The sequence below is a fragment of the Bacillus vallismortis genome (assembly GCF_040784915.1).
GTDB lineage: Bacteria > Bacillota > Bacilli > Bacillales > Bacillaceae > Bacillus > Bacillus subtilis_G.
Genome location: NZ_CP160797.1, coordinates 2242311 through 2258118, shown reverse-complemented (window position 1 = coordinate 2258118; position 15808 = coordinate 2242311). Strand labels below are relative to the sequence as shown.

The window sequence follows — 15808 nt, the reverse complement described above, 5'->3', positions numbered from 1 at the left end:
TGACATGTCACCGAGAATTGGATTGAGCCAAAAAATGATTGTAGACGCCGCAGCGGAGATTGCCGATCAAGAGGGCTTGAATAGTGTCACACTTGCCGCACTGTCTAAAAAAATGAATGTACGCCCTCCGTCGCTGTATAATCATATCAACGGGCTGCAAGCGATCAGAACAGAGCTCGCTGTCAGCGGGCTGACGAAGCTTTTAGATCATATGGCAGACTCCGTAACAGAACAAAAGGGTGATTCCGCTATGCTTTCTTTAGCTCATGCATATGTGGATTTTGCAGTTGAAAATCCCGGATATTATGAAGCAGCTTTGCTCAAGGTTCAGGACAAAAGGATGGAAATTGTCTCAGATCATATTGTCCAGCTTGTCTCGAAGCTGCTCATTGAAAACGGCTATGCAAACGAAAAGACTGCGATTCACGCGACAAGGGGGTTAAGAAGCCTGTTGCATGGCTTTACGGCTTTGATCGCAAAAGAAGCATTTGAACTTGAAGAGGATATTTCAGAAAGCTTGTCATTTTCAATTCGGACGTTTTTGTCAGGATTATTAATGAACAATAAAAATGTTATGTAAACTATTTAATAGATGCCTTATATTTCTGAATATTGTATAATATCATGGGAGTATACATAGGGGAGAGACAGGACATTCACAAAATTGAGCAGTTAGCGGCAGCATCATGGCGGTCTTAAATTCAGAAAAGCATGGGACAATGGCTCCTCAGAGCGAACTTTGGCGTAACCAAAAGGGCGAACAGCGTGTGGACATCAGCGGAAATGCCTGAAGGAGATTTCCGGTAAGCAGCCGAGCATTTTTATAAATGCTTAGGCTTGCCCGTTTGTTTTTAAATCAGCCATGCATCTCCGAAAGGGATTGCAGACAGCGGGTATGAAAAGGCAGACGAGTGCTTTCAAATGACAGCATTGTGCCGGGACATCATGAGTCATACAGATGAAAACAGCCGATTTACATACAAGTGGGAACAGGAGCCGTCGCCCATTTGGATTGATACATTTATTTAATTAGAAGGATTTTCGCCGGAGCGGCACCAAGGCTACACACATATTTTCGCGCATGCCGCGGTGTATGACCAAGGGAACCTGACAGCGCTTGGAACGGCTTCTGTTATTGATGGCTACGGGGGACTCAGTAACATCGTTATAGCCAAGGAGCAAAGAGTAAAAGGGGCAGGAGTTCAAGTGACCAGGGCATTGACTGAATGGGCAATCAATAACGGAGCCAAGCACATCTATTTGCAAGTGCTGAAAGAAAGTCTGGCGGCAGTTTCTTTATATGAAAAAATCGGATTTTTTCCTATATCAGAACACCATTACCGGATCAAAAGATGATCAAAGGAGGGGATTGCTGATGGACTTGCTTCAAGACATAATTTGCGAAAAACGGACATATACACGCCTTTATCATTCACATCAGCATAAATACAGCCAATTGCTTTTTCCGCTTGAAGGGTGTCTTGATCTTGAGACAGAGGGACGCGAGGTGAAATTAAAGCCGGATCATTTTTTATATATCCCGCCTGAGTGCGAGCATCGTTTCCGGTCAATCGGCAGAAATGAATGTCTTGTACTGGATGTTCCGCTTCATACGATGAAAATTAACGAGTATCGTGCAGGATCGGGAATTGAAGCTGCGCTCGATCCATTCTGGTCTTCGATCAGGTACTTGCTTACTGAGGAAGAAAAGGCCGGCACCGCGAACTCACTGCATATGCTTGTTCAATACATAAAAGAAAAGCTGCAATCCCATACATACGCCTCAATTGCCTACATTCACAACCATTTATCTGAGCGGCTGACGATTAAGAAGCTGGCAGAAATCGAGCATTACCACCCAGCTTACTATTCAAGCTGGTTCAAGAAGCAGACGGGGCAGTCTCCGCAGACCTATATTGCCAATCTTCGTCTCGAGGAAGCGAAACGAATGCTGATGGAGAAAAAGGAAACCCTTACTGTCGTGAGCGAAGCGCTGGGCTTTCAAAATCTCTCTTCATTCACAAGGTGGTTTACAAAAAGTACAGGCATGCCGCCCCGGCTGTATCGATGCACCTTATATTTGGATAAAAAATGATGGCTCTATGGTTAAACGAGCCTTAGAAAGCTCTTTTATAATAGGAGAAAAAGGAGTTATTGATATGGCAGTCATTGAGGACTTTGAGAAATTGGATATCAGAACAGGCACTATTGTAAAAGCGGAAGAATTTCCTGAAGCAAGAGTCCCGGCGATTAAGCTTGTGATTGATTTTGGAGCAGACATCGGCATGAAACAATCGAGTGCGCAAATTACGAAGCGTTACCACCCGGAAGATCTCATCAACAAGCAAATCATAGCAGTCATCAACTTTCCGCCGCGCCGGATTGCCGGATTTAAATCGGAAGTGCTGGTCCTTGGCGGGATTCCCGGCCAGAGTGACGTCGTCCTGCTGAAGCCGGATCAGCCTGTCCCAAACGGCACAAAAATCGGATAACATAAAAAAGACGTTTGCCTAAGGCAAACGTCTTTGCGTATTGAGGCGATACACCACACGCCACATTCGTGTGCGCCGCAAAGGGCATGTACATCGGCTTACACAATTCAGCTCATCGCTATATGAATATAGCATAGCGGGTGAAGGAATGCAAGGGTTACTTTGTAATTTTTTATTCGTATCTTATTTTGCTATATTTACTGTCATTGTAGATGTACATATTCATATTAGTATTGAGTAATAACGAGTTGGTTTTTTGTGATAGGATGTTCCAAAAACAGCTTGAGCGAATATACCAGCCCAGGAGTATTTAAGACTAGGTAAACCTATAGAAATTCTTGCTATAATTCAGCTGCTGTGTCTATGTTCTTAGGGTTCCCTCTAAAACGATCTACAACCTTTTATTTTGTTGATGGTGGCACAGCTTGAATGGAAATTTCTCCAGACTTGTTGAATTTCTTTTTCTGTGCGTACTTTTTCAGCATCATTTGAGCTACAAGCTGCCAACGATAGGCTCAAAGTGAATGCGGTTATTGTGAATTTAATTTTTCCTTAATATCATTGCATTTCTCTTTAAGACTTTCTGGCGTATGTTAAAATTTTACTGAATTCATAGTCAGAAGGGGAATGTTTTATGCTGGGAATCAACGTTGAAAAAACAAATGAAAACTTAATTATCAATTGGCAGCTATCCAAAATTGAAATTCCAATCAAAGAAATTAACGTTGACCCAAACTATGGGGGAGAGGAGAAAAGCGCAGTCAGGATTGGGTTTCCTTATGGCTCTACGGATAGGGTAGTAATTAAAACAGTAAATAACACTTACATTTTGTGTACCACTAATGCTGCTTCTATTATGAGTAAAATCATTAATGCTTAAAGTATTTAAGTTTCATTATCAAATGAGGTGATTTATTTGACTAACTTTATTCATAAGACTGTAAATGGTTTGAAAAGTCTCTTAGATGAAAAAGGAGCCATTAAATTGTTTTGTTCAGAAGGTGATATCATGGAGTTCCTTGTTACTTTTTCACCGGACAAAGCAACCCTGAATGACATTCAAAGCTTTGAGGCTAAACACCAGCTTACCCTTCCAGAGGATTATCAGAAGTTCTTGACACTACATAACGGTGCGAAAATTTTTGAAATTCTTTCTGATGGGGAGAATATAGGTGGAGGACTTTATTTATTTAGCCTTAAAGAGATTGAAGAAGAATTAAAATATGAGGATTTGTTTGAAGGAATCAATGGTATTCCAATTGGTCACTTATTAGAAGGGTGCCATTTGATGATCGACAAAGATAAATTGGATAAAGGGGATCCCAACTATCTCTTTATATTAGAAATAGGGGAATATACACCATTAAATTTAAATTTTGAGATATTTCTAGATCGGTATATAGAATCCAATGGGGCAACTTTTTGGGAATGGCGCTACTATACCGCAGAAAATTATTATAGAACAAGATAGTGTGATGTATAAGACAGTCATTTTGGCTGTCTTTTTCTGTTATTCAAATAGATGATTGTGGTAAAATTTACATAGAGTAGGGATAGAAAGGAGAATGATATGAAGGTATTTGAGGCTGATTCATTACTCTCTGAAGCGGATAAAAGAACCAAAGAGTACAAGGAACTAAGGTCACAAATGGTGAAGCTCAGAAAAGCATTTAAAGCTGTAGCCGACCTGAACGACAGCGAGTTTTCAGGTAAGGGTGCTGACAACATTAAAGCATTTTATCATGATCATGTCGGCGTAACAGACCAATGGATTAATTTAATTGACATGAAGATTGCTTTCTTAAGCAACGTTTCTGCTAAACTTGAGGATGCGAAGATGTCAGATGCTTACATAGAAGAATCCTTTCTAGAACATGAACTTGTAAATGCATACACAAAATCAAAATCCATTGTGTCTGAACAGAAAAAAGCAATGAAAGAAATATTAAACGACATCAATGACATCCTTCCACTTGAAATATTCTCAACAGAAGACTTCAAAGATAAACTTTCTTCTGCAGATGACAAACGTGAAAAAACAATCGATAAGCTAAACAAGCTTGATGAGGATTTAAAAACAGAGTACACCGAGACTGAGCCAAACGAACAATTCATTCAGCAAGATTTTAAAAAGCTGCAGGAATCAACAGGCAAAGGGAAGAACGCTACACCGATTCACTATAATGCCAAAGCGTATAGAGAAAGTGACATACATAAGAAAAAAGGCGATATAGAGAAGCATTCTGAATCTTATTTAAGCGTGAAAAAAGAAGAAGCTAGAGAACGTGAATTAAAAGAATTGAAAAAGAAGCTTAATGCAAGTGTGTCTGACCCTGATGAATATTTAGAAATTGCTAAGAAAGTAGGGTACGAGAATCTAGAGCCGGCTCAAGTACAGCTTGCAGAGCAAATTGAACAAGCAAAGCAGATGGAAGAAGCAGGAGAAGTTACTTGGGATATCGTAAAAGGTGTAGGAGTAGGTTTATATGATGTTGGTAAAGACACTGTAACCGGCATATGGGACTTCATCACCGATCCAGGAGAAACCTTGTCAGCACTAGGCAATGCAGTTATTCACCCAGTGAAAACATATGATGCTGTTTCAGCAGCAATTGAAGAATCGTATCAAAAAGATATGGCGAATGGAGATGCCTATTCTAGATCAAGGTGGGTTACCTATGCTGTTGGTTCAGTGGCTGTAGCTGTTTTTGGAACCAAAGGCGCAGGAGCCATTAACAAAGCAGATGCAGCGGGCAAAGTCGCCTCTAAAGTCAGCAAAGCCAGCCGAAAGCTAAAAGATGTCTCAACTGCTGATTTATTGCCCTATAATCCACGTTACGGTGTTGTTCCAGCTGGGGGAGTTCCTTATAATGTAGTTAACAGCCGAGGATTGAAAGAAAATATATTAAACTTCGCCAAAAAACAAAGTAGTGTCTATGGTACTTCCTCAACTGGAAGAAGGCTCCCTGTACCTAAAGTACCTCCTGTAACTGTTAAATACGGTGAACATTATGCAAAATGGTCGAGAAGAAAGACACTAAAGCCTAACGTTATTTATAAAACAAAAGAGGGCTATTCTTATAAAACCGACAGCTATGGAAGAATTACAAATGTTGATGCTGATTTACAATTAGGCGAGGGGAAACGAAATCAATATGCTCAGTCTAATGTTGGTAAACCGCAAGATCGTTTACCAGATGATGATGGAGGCCATTTGATCGGTAGCCAATTTAAAGGATCGGGTGAAATTGATAATCTAATAGCCCAAAACAGCCAAGTTAACCGTTCTGGTGGAGAATGGTACAAAATGGAGACTGAGTGGGCAAATGCATTAAAAGAAGAACCTCCAAGAAAAGTTAAAGTGAAAATTTCACCTGTTTATAAAGGTGATTCACTAAGGCCAGATTCTTTTGAGATAATGTATCACATTGAAGGAAAAGGGTTTTATGAAAAGATTATAAAAAATAGACCTGGAGGTTGAGCAACGTTGGAGACAATACTAAACAACCTATACAAAGAGATCGCAGAAACAGTAAATGAAATGATCCCCGAGCAATGGGAAAAGTTTTGGTTTTATGCGCAAGTTTCGGAAACAGGGGGAGGAACGTATTTTTATTACAATACTCCTGACGAGCCAAAAGATTATAAATATAGCTTAGAAGTACCTTTTATTTTTACAATTGATGAAGACGACTTTACTGAGAAAAAGAGAAAGTTGTTTGACCTGAGCGAGAAGCTGCGAGAGGTGTTCAAGGAGAACGATCAAGAATTATGGTATTCGTTTACGTTAAGCCTTGAAAGAACAGGCAAGTTAAACATTAGTTTTGATTACACTGATTGGTTCAGCACTGATTACAGCTTCAGTGATCAACAAATCATATGGAAACATAAATATCTAGGTGAGGAACCATCTGATACTTCTCTAAAAGGGATAATTGAGAAATATAAAGTTGATTACCCTGAAAATCCGATCTGAGTGAGGTAAGAGAGTGATCTACCGTGATATTATTGAAAAAATGAACAAATTTGATTTGAAGTATTACACTTCGAGCAATGAACAAGAAAGCAAAAGAAAAATCAAGGTATTTGAAAACGAATTAAACATAAACCTTGATGAGGTGTACAAAGAATTTGTTATAAGATATGGTGGAAGCACGATACAAGCTGATAATGTTTTATTTCCAAGCTTAGAAGAGAATCCATTGGCTAGTAATAATCATTTAAGATTAGGGCTATTTTATGGATTTGGGGTAGATGATAATGACTTTGATGTTAAATCAATGACAGTTACTTATGAAGAACAAATACCAGACTGGATTATTCCGATTGCTGATGGTGATGGAGGAGACAAAGTTTGTCTGGGTGTGAAAGGAGAAGCAACAGGGAAAGTTTATTTTTGGGATCATGAATTGACAAATGGAGTAAAAGACGCATTTTTGGTCGCAAATTCTTTCTCTGACTTCATTCAAAGCCTGTTTATTGAAGAGGCATCAGATGATGAAGATGATGGTATTCTATCTATTGAATTAGAAGACGACTTACTAAACAGTTAAGCAAAAGTATCGCAAATAAGACGGGTACTTATTGAATCTGAGCTCATATGATATACATTAAGGTATCAAGGATATTAATGGCAGAATGATACTGAAAAGGAGTGAGATTCATGGGAGGATTTTATTTCTTTGGTGGTTTGATTTTAGTACTTCTGCTAGGTGTTGGTTTATTATCTTTTGGTGCTTATACTCTTTGGAGACTCATAAAGATGCGCTAGGTTTGATGGAAGCTCCCTTTTGAATTAAATAGCTGTTTGCTGGATCTCACTTTTTTTAAGGTGGAAATATTCTTATGACTGAGTATCTGTACTTTGGGCTTTAGCTAAAGATAGGGCTGCGAATACGACTAACGCAATACCAAAGTATTGTTGCTTGCCCGAACATACATCCTCAATCTAAATAAAATAATGGTTTTATCAGAGAGCGCATTAGTATTGTAAATACCATTTTAAGTGGTTATAATTAGGATGAAGATTATACGTTTTAGTGTATAAAAAAATGCATTTGTTTAATTAAAGTGCATAAAATAAAAAAGACCGAGGTGCGCCAACACCCCGGCATGTACAAAAAGCTGCCTATCAAAGGGCTTGCTCGGTGTTGTTCTAGGTAGACCTAACCCTTCAGGATTCCAGTCTCAAGGGAGGTCTATTTTTTATTTATATACGTCAACAGGGCAATTATAAATGACCCGAATGCAAGCATTAGCATTAATGCCTGGAATGTTGACATAGCGTCACCCCCTTTCATTAGGGGATGAGCAAGACTCCCTTGAGTGAGCAAACTTTATGTACAGGAAATATTATACTATACATAAATCCCTTGTCGTTAAAAATTCACAGTATATCGACAACGAGCAAAACGAAAGTGAGGGTTGAATATGAAGACTGTCAGCCAAGAAATCCAAGATTTGTCTATTGAATCCTTGAGGTCAACTTTTAGTAAACTTTCAAATGCTTATAAAAGCACGACAGAAAAAGGTTCAAACACAACCCTTGTCAAAAAGAGACTAAGCGCAGTAAAAATTGGTTTAGAAAGCCTAAAAGGTACTTGGAATGGTGAAGATTTTTGCTATGAGCAAGAAATCATATTGACTTCTAAAGAAGTTCTACAAGATATCATTCCATCTATTGAAAAACAATTAGCAAAAGCAAAAGAAGGCAGTTCTCAAAAAACATTAAATAAGCGTCGCTTAACTGCACTAAAACTGGCAATCGAATCTTTAGACAACCGTCTTATATAAGACAGTTAATTGTTCCAGAATCGGGCGCGTTACATAAACAAGATTGAAGGAAACTCTATTTACTATGGTTTCCTTTTATTTTTGCGTATTTATCAACATTAAAATTTAACAGAGCCATTCAATTATTAAATCATTTGAATGATTGTCGATATTTAATATGTGTAAAAACGGAAAAATTCTACAATTCAGACTTTACTTGTTTCATAGAGTGGACTTACTTCGTTCTTCATGTGGAATGAATTACATAAACCCAGCTGCAGCTCCATTGTAGCCGGTTATGAGAACTTCAGTATAATCATAATTGATCACTTTCAGCCAATTATGAGAACGTTTATTAATTTCATAAGGGGAGTCAGCTTTATTGAGTACGATTGCCTCTAAGTTTTTTCTTTGGCCAAGGCAAATGAACGACTTAGAGGCAATTAACTGACCGTCTTTGAAGATAACATCGAAGACACAGTAAACAATCTTATGGGCTGATTTTTTGGACATAAAACGTTCCATTACAGCTTCAAAGTCAGGAGCACCATCTGGAGAGCTACAATGACTTCACAATCTCTAATGTGTATTTTCTTTGTGATAAATGGTTCGAATGGGGATTAATTACAGATATTATTCCATCAGATTAGAAACAAGAATTGCGATTCTACGAAAAATGATAAGGCTATGGTGGAACAAGACTACCTATAATGTAATTTTAGTTCTTTGTAATTAAATTACAAATAGTCATAATATTCACTCGTGAATTCATGGTATTATATTGAAGGGAACGATCAAAAGCTTTGGCGTTAGTAATTAAGAATGTTTTAAATATATACGAGTGCTACCTCATGTCAAAGTCAGAAAAAATATTATAGGAGGTAACATATGTTTAAGTTTAAAAAGAATTTCTTAGTTGGATTAACGGCAGCTTTAATGAGTATAAGCTTGTTTTCGGCAACCGCCTCCGCAGCTAGCACAGACTACTGGCAAAATTGGACGGATGGGGGCGGAATAGTAAACGCTGTCAATGGGTCTGGCGGAAATTACAGTGTGAATTGGTCTAATACCGGTAATTTTGTTGTTGGTAAAGGTTGGACTACAGGTTCTCCATTTAGGACAATAAACTATAACGCTGGCGTTTGGGCGCCGAAAGGCAATGGATATTTGACTTTATATGGTTGGACGCGATCACCTCTCATAGAATATTATGTAGTGGATTCATGGGGTACTTATAGACCTACTGGAACGTATAAAGGTACGGTATACAGTGATGGGGGTGTATATGACATATATACAACGACACGTTATAATGCTCCTTCCATTGATGGCGAAAACACTACTTTTACACAGTATTGGAGTGTTCGCCAGTCGAAGAGACCTACTGGAAGCAACGCTACAATCACTTTCAGCAATCATGTTAACGCATGGAAGAGTCATGGAATGAATCTGGGTAGTAATTGGTCTTACCAAGTCTTAGCGACAGAGGGATATCAAAGTAGTGGAAGTTCTAACGTAACAGTGTGGTAACAGATCATCTTTAATCAGGGGTAGCTAACGGGCTGCTGATCGTTCCTTAAGAATTTTTATAATCATTGTTATTATTGTGAGTTACTAATAATCGACGGTCTTTTAGTTGGAATCCCAATATATGCCTCGGATATGGTAAATAATTATTAAACAAACATTAGGAATATATAGTCACGCACTTCAATCAATGCAATTAGAAGCAGCAGATAAGATGGATTTATTGTTAAATGCGTGACCTCACCTGTGACCTGACCAAATAAAAAAAGCGATGAACTTCGCTGTGTAAAGCTTTGTAGTACCTCTTTTGACACGCCACATTCGTGTGCGCCGCAAAGGGCATGTACATCGGCTTACACAATTCAGCTCATCGCTATATGAAATAGCATGGCAGGTGAAGGAATGCAAGGGTTACTTTGTTATAGACAACAAGATTTAGCACAGAGCAGGATCTAAGATAAACGATTAACTTCATAAGCGGCACGGATTCCAGACTCAATTGCGCCTTGCATCCACGCATGAGTGAGTGAGGCATGTTCGCCAGCGAAATGGGTTCTTCCCTCAGGAACAGGGATATAGGGGTACAGTTCTAATTCTTGTCCGGGTTCCATAGCTGTAAAGGCCCCCGCAGAATAAGGATTCTGACTCCAGCTAAAAGAAGCGCCGGACACAAATTCAGACCATACAATATCGCCATATATCTCTGATAAATTCAGTAAAGTATACTGAATACGCTCTCTTTCTGAAAGACTGTCCCACATCAGTGCCTCATCTGCCCATGTATAACTCGCCAGAACAACAGCATGTCTATTTGCTCCAATACCAGTGCTTGGATAATACGAAAATCGAATCGGAAGATCAGTAATAGATTGCCCGCCGCGCTGCCCGGCTTTTTCCCAAAATCGCTTTTAAACTCTATGCCGATTTTGGTTGCGCTTATATAGTTCAGTTCGCGGATTGCCCGCCGTTTATAGTAGGAAAAAGAATGGTATGGTTCGACTTTGACAAATCGCAATGTTGAAAAAGGAATGGTTACAATAGCAAGATCAGCTGTGAACGCTACATGCTCTGCTGTTTGTTGATGCTGACAATGGACCGTAACGCTGTGCTCATTTTGAGAAATTTTCATCATTTTTTGATGGTATAGAATATCTGTTTTTAGTTGAGGAAGAAACGCGTGAGGAAGCCGATCCATTCTGCCTGTTTTTTCATAGAAGTGAGTTGGTGAAGTGAAAAAGATGGATTCCCGTAACACTTCAACAAGGGACATACCCATATACGCTTCCATATCCAAAAGGATTCCTATCATATCGATCGCGCCATATGAAAAATATGTGTTTAAAAAAGAGCTTAACGAGTCATTTTTGTATTGTTCTTCAACAATCCGCCAATTTCTCTCTGGATTTTGATTAATAAAATGCAGAATAGGCTGCAATACAGAAAGCATCAGCTCTTCCGCGGTTTTCCCTTGTTCGTTTGGTGCAACGGGGTATCTTAATATCTGAGGATTTCGTTCAAAAAGATGGAGACGTGTTTTAATTCCGTTCGTGTAAATGATGTCCATTTGGCTTTTGTTGATAAATACATTTGTTGGCAGCCTGAATTTTTTTATATATTCTAAGGTTAACATATGGATATTCGGAATGCGCATCGGACCAACATTAAAGTACAAACCATCACTAAAGGGAGATCTCAACGTGCAGACACGGCCGCCTGCTCTTCCGCTCGCTTCAAGAATCGTTACTCTGTGACCGGCATTTTTCAGCAAAGATGCTGATACAAGCCCGGCCAATCCGGCTCCCACAACAATAATATGCTTTGGATGATGTGATGCGCTAAGTCCGTTTCTAATAATCTTCACCATGTCATCATTCGTGAGAGAATTCATTTTTCGGAGGCACCTCTTTTTTGAATTTATGGCATTATATTCAGTGAAAAGGACGCCTATCACGTTCTGTTCATATCTTTTGGAATTGGAACGCCAAAACGAACATTTATTCTCATTAAAAGAACAAAATGGGGAGACATATATTGACTAATTTTGTTATAAGACTGTAAATATTTCAAAAAGTATCTTAGATGAACAAAGCAACTCTTAAGGAACTTCAAAACTTCGAAGCGAAGTATCAAATTAAACACCTAGAGGTAGAGGAATTCATTTATTTAGCCATGAAGAACTTGAAGAGGAACTGAAATATGAGGATTTGTCTGAAGAACACATCAATAGTATTCCGGTTGACTGCTAATTGGAAGGTTACCTTTTGATGATCGGACAAGGATATATAGGATAAAGGTAATCCCAATAAGAAAAAGAATCGCAATTGTTGGAAATGCACAAAATAAAAAGACCGAGGGACGGCAACACCCCGGCTTTGTACAAAAAGCTGCCCATCAAAGGGCTTGCTCAAGGGTCAATGTGTGTAGACCTAACCCTTAAAGATTCCTAAGCTCAAGGGAGGTCTATTTTTTATTTATGAACTTGCTGTCGGAGAGACAGGGAAGTGTAGTGTTAGCTGCATCTCTGAACTTAAAAAAGATTTTCGAATCAAAACAGGCTCGCTACTTTTTATGATAGCTGAAGATCCAAGAATACATCTCGTAAATCTCTAAATAAAAAAGCTTTTCATCAGTTCCGGTTGATTCCTTTTTACAGATTTGTTCCTGAAAAATGTGTTAATTCTTAAGATGTTTAATGAATTTACGTGAATGATTTAAGTCCCTCATAAGCCGATAAGGCTTACTGATAGCTCGAGCGGGGCTTTTATTGTCATGAATCATATCCCATGGCCTGTTCACTGGTCAGTAATTCTTTGAGTTGTTGAATAAGGATAGTATTTAAAGAGGTTATTGTTGTCTTAATATCGAAATCAAGATTAAGTTTAAGTACTTTTGATGGGAGTCACTTTAATGCATATAACAACAAAAAGGTTATTGATACGTGAATTTGAATTAAATGATTGGCAAGCTGTATATGAGTATACATCAGATATTCATGTTATGAAGTATATACCAGAAGGGGTTTTTACTGAAGAAGATGCTAAAGAATTTGTAAATAAAAACAAAGGTGATAAAGCTGAAAAATTTCCTGTAGTACTAATAGATGAAGATTATCTTATAGGTCATATTGTTTTTTATAAGTATTTTGGTGAACATACATATGAGATTGGGTGGGTGTTTAATCCAAATTATCAAAATAGAGGGTACGCTTCTGAAGCAGCACAAGCTATCTTGGAATATGGATTTAAAGAAATGAACTTACATAGGATTATAGCTACATGTCAGCCTGAGAATATTCCATCATACCGAGTTATGGAGAAAATCGGTATGAGAAGAGAAGGCTTTTTTAAAAAATGTATTCCCAAAGGCAATGAATGGTGGGATGAATATTATTACGCTATTTTAGAAGAAGAGTGGAAATAAACTATTAATAATTTATAAGTCTTACCTCTTCAACAAAAGTTCTTTTATTGAATGCAGCAACATTGGCGATACAAACAAAATATACATCCTATACCATGACAATTCGCTTATGACGGGATAAGTTATATGCCGGGGAGATCATTCTTTGTAGGATTCGCTTGAGGACTAAATTAGCCCTTCATATGCAAACCCGAAGAACAATGTTATAGGAATTTCTTAGTTAATGTTGTAATTATATTGGCGGCATACCGTCTTAGTTTTTAAAGGTTGAGCAGGTAGAAGTTTTTAACAAAGATTCAGCAACTATAAGACAGAGTTATGAAGTCCAAATAATCTGTAATGATGATATATGCTCATATATTGAGAGATGAAGCGCACCTGCAGCAGAAAGCAGAGCGCTTTTTTTTAATGAGGAATCTCAATAAAACAATAATTTTAATCAGAAAAGAGATGTGAAAAATATGGATAAAATAATGTGGGGTCAAATAAAGTGTAAACAATGGGAAAAGCTGATCTTAACCAAAAATGGATGAAGTCGAATAATCCTGATCACGCAGGCAATATTATTTAGTTAGTCTAGGTTTGAAATAAAAATTAATCAAATTTATGTTAATAACAACATTGATAAATGAACAAAAGAAAAGAACATGTTTTGAAATAAGAATGATCAAAACATGCTTGGTTAATTTCTTTATATTACATTTGCGGGGGTTCCAAACCAAATTTTGTCCATTCCTCTTTTGCTGGACCATAAATACCTGGAACACTTAACCCTGCTTGTCTCATAAGAACAGTCATTTGTCCTCGATGGTGATTTTGATGTTGAATTAAAAACATCAAAAGTGAACCATTCGGCAATTGTTGCCCAATAAAGTTGATACGTTCTTGGAGTGTATAGTCAGTCCATTGGGTTTTTAATGCCTCTACAAATGCATTACTGGCTTGATGATAACTGTCTGCTATAAACTGCGCCGAAGTAGGAACAGGATAATCTTCAGCTGGGGCATGAAACGTTAAGTCTGTGTTTGAGGTAATGATGCGAATGGCAGCAACAGTATGCCAAGCAATACGGCCTAAAGTCCAATTTTCTGAAGTTATTTCCTGTTTAAGTGATTCATCAGTTAGACTATTTAGTATTTTCTGTGTTGCACCGGCTTCGAACTCCCAAGATTTTAAAAAATGATTTAAGGTTTGAAACACAAAATTCCTCCTTATAATATTTTGTTTTCTTTCTATTAACCTATAGTTCAATTATAGTGCCACGTTTAGTTAAACAGAACAAAATTTTAGGCAAGAATGATCCAATGAAAATAGGCATCGAGACATTCTTAAATAAACGTCAAGACTGTATTTCAAATTTACATTTAAAATACATGAAATCAAAATCAAAATCAAACTAAATGACAATGAAGCCGAATGTTGAATTGCAGAATGGATTCTTTTTTTGCAAGGATTCTGAAATTAGAGACGATTCAGGAGAAAGAACATAACAAAGTAAAGAAGCCAGCTGCAGTTTTTGATTCAAGTTGCATTGTTTTATTAAAAATTCAATACAAGATTACTTTGAAAATATACAGAACCAATATCGAGCGGTAGGTTAAATGATATTGAGATGATATGTGTTTTATAGCGTTGCTAAAAAGATCAAGAAGAGATTGATAAAGTGTTCGGTATCTGTAACTAAAATGGCAGCTGTATGAAAAGAGTGTTTGTCAATAAGCTGAAGAACAAAGGAGCTGGGGGAACGTGAAGTTCTTTAAATTTCACGTGATCAAAAATAAAGAAGGAGATTACCTCACATGTAATGAATTATTATAGTAGGAAAGAGAAAAATTTTACAACAAAGGGAGGAATGAGTTAGTAATGAAGAGTTTTATTAAAGGTGCTGTTCTAACTGCTGTTCTAGGTGTTGGTGCTACTTTATTTGCAGGTGATGTATCTGCACACGGGTATATAAAAGAACCTGCTAGTCGAGCGTACATGGGATCATTAGAAAAACAAATAATTGGTTGGACTGCAGCTACTCAAAAATATGGTTCCGTAGTTGATAATCCTCAATCGGTAGAAGGACCAAAAGGGTTTCCATCAGCGGGTCCACCAGATGGGAAAATTGCATCAGCAAATGGAGGATCGGGTCAAATTGATTTTGGGTTAGACAGGCAGACTGCAGATCATTGGGTAAAACAAAACATACGTGGGGGTCTAAACACCTTTACTTGGCACTATACTGCTCCTCACGCAACAACAAAGTGGCACTATTATATAACCAAGAAAGATTGGAATCCAAACAAACCTTTAACAAGAGATGAGTTTGAATTAATTGGTACTGTTGATCACGATGGTTCAAGGGCCGATACGAATCTATCTCATAAGATTTATGTACCAACTGATCGCAGTGGTTATCATGTCATTCTAGGGGTGTGGGATGTTGCGGACACCTCTAATGCCTTTTATAACGTAATTGATGTAAACCTCACACGATGATGTTGAACCTCCATCCAACAAATCTTAATGCCTCAAAAGTAACGGCAAATACTATTGAATTAATGTGGTCAGATCCAGTTGATAGTGGACAAGAATATGAGGTTTACAGAGAT

General features: G+C 37.8%; 14 protein-coding genes and 5 pseudogenes. 14 read left to right on the top strand and 5 right to left on the bottom strand.

The window, feature by feature from the left end:
• Positions 1 to 4: 4 nt before the first annotated feature.
• From ABZM97_RS10710 to csaA, 4 genes and pseudogenes are all read left to right on the top strand, one after another.
• The gene (locus ABZM97_RS10710; protein WP_289347514.1) at positions 5 to 580 is read left to right on the top strand and encodes a TetR/AcrR family transcriptional regulator; all 576 of its coding nucleotides are present in this window, start codon (positions 5 to 7) and stop codon (positions 578 to 580) included.
• Positions 581 to 699: 119 nt separating this feature from the next.
• A pseudogene (locus ABZM97_RS10705) lies at positions 700 to 1356 on the top strand (GNAT family N-acetyltransferase).
• A 13-nt stretch (positions 1357 to 1369) separates the two neighbouring features.
• The gene (locus tag ABZM97_RS10700; protein WP_087993869.1) at positions 1370 to 2095 is read left to right on the top strand and encodes a helix-turn-helix domain-containing protein; all 726 of its coding nucleotides are present in this window, start codon (positions 1370 to 1372) and stop codon (positions 2093 to 2095) included.
• A 64-nt stretch (positions 2096 to 2159) separates the two neighbouring features.
• Complete coding sequence (gene csaA / locus ABZM97_RS10695) at positions 2160 to 2492, top strand: chaperone CsaA (RefSeq protein ID WP_087993868.1); 333 nt, start codon at positions 2160 to 2162, stop codon at positions 2490 to 2492.
• Positions 2493 to 2948: 456 nt separating this feature from the next.
• Here the strand turns inward: csaA and ABZM97_RS10690 are convergent.
• Positions 2949 to 3038 (bottom strand): annotated as a pseudogene (locus ABZM97_RS10690) (hypothetical protein); the annotation flags it as partial.
• Positions 3039 to 3126: 88 nt separating this feature from the next.
• Here ABZM97_RS10690 and ABZM97_RS10685 point away from each other — a divergent pair.
• The 5 genes from ABZM97_RS10685 to ABZM97_RS10665 all read left to right on the top strand — a co-directional run bounded on the left by ABZM97_RS10685 (position 3127) and on the right by ABZM97_RS10665 (position 7045).
• Positions 3127 to 3372 (top strand): hypothetical protein, encoded by a 246-nt coding sequence (locus ABZM97_RS10685; protein WP_087993867.1) that lies wholly within the window; start codon positions 3127 to 3129, stop codon positions 3370 to 3372.
• A 36-nt stretch (positions 3373 to 3408) separates the two neighbouring features.
• Positions 3409 to 3963 carry an SMI1/KNR4 family protein gene (locus ABZM97_RS10680; protein WP_141113436.1) on the top strand — a complete coding sequence of 185 codons (555 nt, stop codon included), beginning with the start codon at positions 3409 to 3411 and terminating at the stop codon, positions 3961 to 3963.
• A gap of 99 nt (positions 3964 to 4062) precedes the next feature.
• Positions 4063 to 5973 carry a T7SS effector LXG polymorphic toxin gene (locus ABZM97_RS10675; protein WP_367386838.1) on the top strand — a complete coding sequence of 637 codons (1911 nt, stop codon included), beginning with the start codon at positions 4063 to 4065 and terminating at the stop codon, positions 5971 to 5973.
• A gap of 6 nt (positions 5974 to 5979) precedes the next feature.
• Entirely contained in the window at positions 5980 to 6468 is a 489-nt protein-coding gene (locus ABZM97_RS10670; protein ID WP_367386837.1) for an antitoxin YezG family protein, read from the top strand.
• Positions 6469 to 6481: 13 nt separating this feature from the next.
• On the top strand, positions 6482 to 7045 hold the full coding sequence (locus ABZM97_RS10665) for an SMI1/KNR4 family protein (protein ID WP_367386836.1): 564 nt from the start codon (positions 6482 to 6484) through the stop codon (positions 7043 to 7045).
• Between the two features lie 645 nt (positions 7046 to 7690).
• On the opposite strand, the gene ABZM97_RS10660 is transcribed toward ABZM97_RS10665, so the two are convergent.
• Complete coding sequence (locus ABZM97_RS10660; protein ID WP_082786706.1) at positions 7691 to 7774, bottom strand: putative holin-like toxin; 84 nt, start codon at positions 7772 to 7774, stop codon at positions 7691 to 7693.
• 148 nt (positions 7775 to 7922) lie between these two features.
• Here ABZM97_RS10660 and ABZM97_RS10655 point away from each other — a divergent pair, with 148 nt between their 5' ends.
• Positions 7923 to 8285 (top strand): hypothetical protein, encoded by a 363-nt coding sequence (locus ABZM97_RS10655; RefSeq protein WP_367386835.1) that lies wholly within the window; start codon positions 7923 to 7925, stop codon positions 8283 to 8285.
• A 243-nt stretch (positions 8286 to 8528) separates the two neighbouring features.
• On the opposite strand, the pseudogene ABZM97_RS10650 reads toward ABZM97_RS10655, so the two are convergent.
• A pseudogene (locus ABZM97_RS10650) lies at positions 8529 to 8825 on the bottom strand (ATP-dependent DNA ligase); the annotation flags it as partial.
• 327 nt (positions 8826 to 9152) lie between these two features.
• Between ABZM97_RS10650 and xynA the strand changes: the two are divergent.
• Positions 9153 to 9794 carry an endo-1,4-beta-xylanase XynA gene (gene xynA, locus ABZM97_RS10645; RefSeq protein WP_087993973.1) on the top strand — a complete coding sequence of 214 codons (642 nt, stop codon included), beginning with the start codon at positions 9153 to 9155 and terminating at the stop codon, positions 9792 to 9794.
• Between the two features lie 449 nt (positions 9795 to 10243).
• Here the strand turns inward: xynA and ABZM97_RS10640 are convergent.
• Positions 10244 to 11679, bottom strand: a pseudogene (locus ABZM97_RS10640) (flavin monoamine oxidase family protein).
• 597 nt (positions 11680 to 12276) lie between these two features.
• Between ABZM97_RS10640 and ABZM97_RS10635 the strand changes: the two are divergent.
• Both ABZM97_RS10635 and ABZM97_RS10630 read left to right on the top strand, forming a co-directional pair.
• Positions 12277 to 12472 (top strand): annotated as a pseudogene (locus ABZM97_RS10635) (UV damage repair protein UvrX); the annotation flags it as partial.
• 226 nt (positions 12473 to 12698) lie between these two features.
• Positions 12699 to 13211 (top strand): GNAT family N-acetyltransferase, encoded by a 513-nt coding sequence (locus tag ABZM97_RS10630; protein WP_289347494.1) that lies wholly within the window; start codon positions 12699 to 12701, stop codon positions 13209 to 13211.
• 696 nt (positions 13212 to 13907) lie between these two features.
• On the opposite strand, the gene ABZM97_RS10625 is transcribed toward ABZM97_RS10630, so the two are convergent.
• Entirely contained in the window at positions 13908 to 14411 is a 504-nt protein-coding gene (locus ABZM97_RS10625) for a DinB family protein (protein WP_087993969.1), read from the bottom strand.
• Positions 14412 to 15074: 663 nt separating this feature from the next.
• Between ABZM97_RS10625 and ABZM97_RS10620 the strand changes: the two genes are divergently transcribed.
• Entirely contained in the window at positions 15075 to 15695 is a 621-nt protein-coding gene (locus ABZM97_RS10620) for a lytic polysaccharide monooxygenase (protein ID WP_289347492.1), read from the top strand.
• Positions 15696 to 15808 lie beyond the last annotated feature (113 nt).

Coding starts and splice junctions, on each gene's coding strand:
- ABZM97_RS10660 (WP_082786706.1), bottom strand. CDS start 7,774: ATGTCAACATTCCAGGCATTAATGCTAATGCTTGCATTCGGGTCATTT.
- xynA (WP_087993973.1), top strand. CDS start 9,153: ATGTTTAAGTTTAAAAAGAATTTCTTAGTTGGATTAACGGCAGCTTTA.
- ABZM97_RS10620 (WP_289347492.1), top strand. CDS start 15,075: ATGAAGAGTTTTATTAAAGGTGCTGTTCTAACTGCTGTTCTAGGTGTT.
- ABZM97_RS10675 (WP_367386838.1), top strand. CDS start 4,063: ATGAAGGTATTTGAGGCTGATTCATTACTCTCTGAAGCGGATAAAAGA.
- ABZM97_RS10710 (WP_289347514.1), top strand. CDS start 5: ATGTCACCGAGAATTGGATTGAGCCAAAAAATGATTGTAGACGCCGCA.
- ABZM97_RS10630 (WP_289347494.1), top strand. CDS start 12,699: ATGCATATAACAACAAAAAGGTTATTGATACGTGAATTTGAATTAAAT.
- csaA (WP_087993868.1), top strand. CDS start 2,160: ATGGCAGTCATTGAGGACTTTGAGAAATTGGATATCAGAACAGGCACT.
- ABZM97_RS10685 (WP_087993867.1), top strand. CDS start 3,127: ATGCTGGGAATCAACGTTGAAAAAACAAATGAAAACTTAATTATCAAT.
- ABZM97_RS10655 (WP_367386835.1), top strand. CDS start 7,923: ATGAAGACTGTCAGCCAAGAAATCCAAGATTTGTCTATTGAATCCTTG.